The sequence below is a fragment of the Pseudomonas sp. S37 genome (assembly GCF_016658545.1).
Taxonomy (GTDB): domain Bacteria; phylum Pseudomonadota; class Gammaproteobacteria; order Pseudomonadales; family Pseudomonadaceae; genus Aquipseudomonas.
In genome coordinates, this window is record NZ_JACVZC010000206.1 from 1 (window position 1) to 4,072 (window position 4,072).

4 protein-coding genes are annotated in these 4,072 nt (G+C 67.2%); 3 read left to right on the plus strand and 1 reads right to left on the minus strand.

Annotated elements, in window-relative coordinates; translation table 11 throughout:
* Window positions 1–102: 102 nt before the first annotated feature.
* Window positions 103–894, minus strand: coding sequence for an ABC transporter ATP-binding protein (locus IAE39_RS29145; protein WP_201207918.1), 792 nt, complete (start codon window positions 892–894; stop codon window positions 103–105).
* 108 nt (window positions 895–1,002) lie between these two features.
* Between IAE39_RS29145 and fepB the strand changes: the two genes are divergently transcribed.
* The 3 genes from fepB to IAE39_RS29160 are packed head-to-tail and all read left to right on the plus strand — an operon-like array spanning window position 1,003 to window position 3,943.
* Window positions 1,003–1,902: a Fe2+-enterobactin ABC transporter substrate-binding protein gene (fepB, locus tag IAE39_RS29150; protein WP_201207919.1), complete on the plus strand. Its 900-nt coding sequence runs from the start codon at window positions 1,003–1,005 to the stop codon at window positions 1,900–1,902.
* 2 nt (window positions 1,903–1,904) lie between these two features.
* Complete coding sequence (locus IAE39_RS29155) at window positions 1,905–2,909, plus strand: FecCD family ABC transporter permease (RefSeq protein ID WP_201207920.1); 1,005 nt, start codon at window positions 1,905–1,907, stop codon at window positions 2,907–2,909.
* On the plus strand, window positions 2,897–3,943 hold the full coding sequence (locus tag IAE39_RS29160; protein ID WP_201207921.1) for a FecCD family ABC transporter permease: 1,047 nt from the start codon (window positions 2,897–2,899) through the stop codon (window positions 3,941–3,943). Before IAE39_RS29155 ends, IAE39_RS29160 begins: the two co-directional genes overlap by 13 nt.
* Window positions 3,944–4,072: the final 129 nt, after the last annotated feature.

A 4,072-nucleotide genomic window follows, 5' to 3' on the forward strand; every position in this document is an offset into this window, starting at 1 on the left:
GGCGGTAGAATCAGCATCGCATTCGCGGGTAAACCCGCTCCCACAGGTCCCCGCTAAATCAAAGAGCTATGTGTTGTTCTATGAGAGCGGCTGTGTGCGGGCTCAAACGGTTACATTTCGCCCGCGCGGTACCAGCATCGGCGTACCGCTCACCGGGTCGTCAATCACCAACCCCGACAACCCGAACACCTGCTGCACCAGCGCCTCGGTAAAAATCTGCGCCGGTGCCCCCTGGGCAACGATGGCCCCGTCACGCATGGCCACCAGGTGGCTGGCATAACGGCAAGCCTGGTTCAGGTCATGCAGCACCGCGACGATGGTGCGCCCCTGCCGGTTCAAGTCACGCAACAGCTCCAGCAGTTCGTACTGGTGGGCTATGTCCAGGTAAGTGGTGGGCTCGTCCAGCAGCAACAGCGGGGTGTCCTGGGCCAGTACCATGGCAATCCACACCCGCTGGCGCTGCCCACCGGACAACGCTTGCACCGGGCGATCAGCCAACGCTTCGGTGCCGGTTGCCTGCAGCGCCCGCTGCACGGCCTGCTCATCTTCAGGCGACCACTGCTGCAACAGGCGCTGGTGCGGGTAACGGCCGCGCGCGACCAGCTCGGCCACGCGGATGCCGTCCGGGGCGCTGGCGCTTTGCGGCAGCAGGGCCAGGCGCCGGGCCACATCCTTGGCCGGGCGCTGCTGGATGTCCTGGCCGTCGAGCAGCACCTGGCCGCAGCTGGGTGCCAGCAGCCGCGACAATGCCGCCAGCAGGGTCGATTTGCCGCAGGCGTTGGGGCCGACAATCACAGTGAAGGCGCCGTCTTCGATGTCCAGCGACAGGTCATGGGACAGCGTTCGGCTGTCGCGGCGCAGGGTCAGCGCGCGGGCTTGCAGGCGAGGGCTCATGGTGATCCTTGGGAATACGTATTTTGCGGAACGTATTCTACATGATGGAATTATCTGCATGAGAAGTATTATCATGCGCAGCTGATTCCTTGTGAGCGAAGCCGATCGATGAAGCTTTTTCGAGTTTGTGCAGCACTGGCCGCCGTCGCCCTGACGCTGGCCGGATGGGGCCCTACCGCGCTGGCCGCACCTGCGCGCATTGTTTCCACCACGCCGAGTGTGACCGGCATCTTGCTGGCCATGCAGGCACCGCTGGTGGCCAGCGCCGCCGCCACGCCCAGCCGGCTGACCGACGGCAAGGGCTTCTTCTCGCAATGGGCGGCAGTGGCCGATCAGCAGGGTGTGCAGGTGCTGTACCGTAACCTGCAGTTCGATATCGAGGCCGTGGTGGCCAGCGCGCCTGACCTGTTGGTGGTGTCTGCCACCGGCGCCGACAGCGCTGCACCGCACCTGGCCGAACTGAAGGCCCAGGGCGTGCCGACGCTGGTGGTGAACTACTCCATCCAGTCCTGGCAGGAACTGGCTACCGAACTGGGGGCAAAAACCGGTTTGCAGCAGCAAGCCAAGGCGGTGATCCAGCAGTTTGACGACTACACCCACGCCACCGCCGCGCGCCTGCACCCTTCGCCAAGGCCGGTGGTGCTGATCGGCTACAACATCGGTGGCAGCTACTCCATCGGCCGCAGCATCAGCCCGCAGGCGCGCTTGCTGACCGCCCTGGGCTTCCAGGTGCGCGAGTTGCCCGAGGCGATGGCGGGGCAGGTGATTCGCGCCACCGAGTTCCAGTTCATCTCCCGTGAAAACCTGGCAGCGGCCATTGGCGATGCCGATGTATTCCTGCTCAGCGCCGATGACAACGACGCCCAGGCCTTCCGTAACGATCCGGTGCTGGCCAACCTGCCGGCGGTGCAGCACCAGCGCGTGTATCCGCTGGGGCCGAGCTCGTTCCGTATCGACTACTACTCCGGGCGGCAGATGCTCGACACCGTCGCTGGTTACTTCCGCTGAGCATGGCTGGCCTGACTTTGCGCCCGGCGTTGTCGGCAGGGCTGTTGCTGCTGGTGTTGGCGGCGCTGGCGAGCCTGCTGATCGGCTCTCATCCGATCGCTTACGGTGTGGTGTTCGATGCCCTCTACCAGCCTGACCTGCATAACGACGAACACCTGATCGTGCGCGAATTACGCGTGCCACGCACGCTGGTGGCGTTGCTCGCCGGCCTGGCGCTGGGGGCGGCGGGCACCTTGATGCAGGCACTGACGCGCAACCCGCTGGCCGAGCCCGGGCTGCTGGGTGTCAATGCTGGTGCCGCGCTGGCGGTCATCCTGGGTGTTGCGCTGTTTGGCCTGACCCAGGTCAGCCAGTACATCCCGCTGGCATTTCTCGGCGCTGGCATTGCCGGCATTGCAGTGTTCCTGCTGGGGCAGGCAGGGGCCGCTGACGGCAACCCGGTGCGGCTGGTGCTGGCCGGGGCAGGGCTGACCATGCTGCTGGCCTCGCTTACCGCCATCCTCGTACTCAACACCTCGCCGCAGGTTTACGACCATTTCCGTAACTGGGCTGCCGGTTCGCTGGCCGGTAGTACATTGGCGGCACTGCCGCTGCCAACCCTGGCCATCGCGCTGGGGCTGGCCCTGGCGGCGCTGCTGATGCCGCAGCTCAACGCACTGGCGCTGGGCCGCGACCTCGGTCGCGCACTGGGGGTGAACGTGCGCCTGACCTGGGCGCTGGCGTGCGTGGCGCTGATGCTGCTGGCCGGCAGCGCCACGGCCATCGCCGGGCCGATCGGCTTTGTCGGCCTGGTTGCCCCGCACCTGGCGCGCTTGCTGGTGGGGCCGGACTACCGGCGCATGCTGCCCTATGCCGCGCTGATCGCTGCGCTGTTGCTGCTGGGTGCCGACTTGTTGGGCCGGGTACTGGCGGCACCCGCGGAACTCGCTGCCGGCACCCTGGCCCTGTTGCTGGGTGGGCCGGCCTTCATCGTCCTGATCGGCAGGTTTCGCCTATGTCAGCTTTGAGGGGTGAGCGCGTTGTGCGGTGCGGGCCTGTCAGCCTGCGTGTGAGCCTGCGGGCGGCATGGGTCGGCAGCGCGCTGTTGCTGGCGGTATTGGGCCTGGCGGTGCTATTGCTGGGCACCGGAAGCCTGCCGATTCGCTCCGGTCAGGTGTTGGCCAGCCTGTTGGGGCAGGGCGACAACGAGATGGTCAGCCGCATTGTTACCCGTGTACGTTTGCCGCGGGTGCTCACGACGGTGCTGGTGGGCTCGACCCTGGGCATGGCCGGGGCGATTTTTCAGTCAATTGCGCGCAATGCCCTGGGCTCACCCGATGTCATTGGCTTTACCACTGGCGCCGCCAGTGGTGCCATCGTGCAGATCATCCTGTTCGATGCCGGGCCGTTGGCCACGGCGGTGGCCGCCGTCGCCGCAGGCATGCTGACTGCGCTGCTGGTTTTGCTGTTGGCGCGTCGCGGACAGGGCAGCGACGGTTACCGGCTGGTGCTGGTGGGCATCGGCATGGGTGCTACGCTGGCGGGCCTGAACCAGTTGCTGCTGGTGACCGGCGACCTTGACCAGGCGTTGTTTGCCCAACTGTGGCTGGCCGGTTCGCTCAACACTCGCACCTGGGCCCATGTGCTGCCGGCGGCGGTGGGGCTGGCGCTGATCGTGCCGGTGGCGTTGTTGCACGGTCGTGAACTGGCGCTGATGGAAATGGGTGATGGCACGGCCACCCAGCTGGGGGTGGCCGTGGAGCGCTCGCGATTGCGCCTGGTGCTCGCTGCGGTGGGGCTTACGGCCATTGCCACGGCGGCTGCCGGGCCGATTGCCTTCATCGCCCTGGCGGGGCCGCAACTGGCACGGCGGCTGACGCGTACGGCGGGGGTGCCGCTGGTGTGTGCAGCCTTGATGGGCGCGGCGTTGCTGTTGGTGGCGGACTGGCTGAGCCAGCGCCTGGCAGCCACGGCGCAATTGCCGGTCGGCTTGGTGACCGGGGTGCTGGGTGGGTGCTATCTGTTGTGGCTTATCACGGCGCAGCGGCAACGGGCTGGGTGATCGAGCGCCGCCCGCGCGGCGCTTCGCGGCGCAAGGCCGCCCCCACAGAGACTGCGCATTTCTCCTGGCCAGCATTGGCCCCTGTAGGAGCGGGGGGGGGGGGGGGGGGGGGGGGGGGGGGGGGGGGGG

Bases quoted from the DNA above. Each gene is read 5' to 3' on its own strand.
- IAE39_RS29145 (WP_201207918.1), bottom strand. From the start codon at position 894: ATGAGCCCTCGCCTGCAAGCCCGCGCGCTGACCCTGCGCCGCGACAGC.
- fepB (WP_201207919.1), top strand. From the start codon at position 1,003: ATGAAGCTTTTTCGAGTTTGTGCAGCACTGGCCGCCGTCGCCCTGACG.
- IAE39_RS29155 (WP_201207920.1), top strand. From the start codon at position 1,905: ATGGCTGGCCTGACTTTGCGCCCGGCGTTGTCGGCAGGGCTGTTGCTG.
- IAE39_RS29160 (WP_201207921.1), top strand. From the start codon at position 2,897: ATGTCAGCTTTGAGGGGTGAGCGCGTTGTGCGGTGCGGGCCTGTCAGC.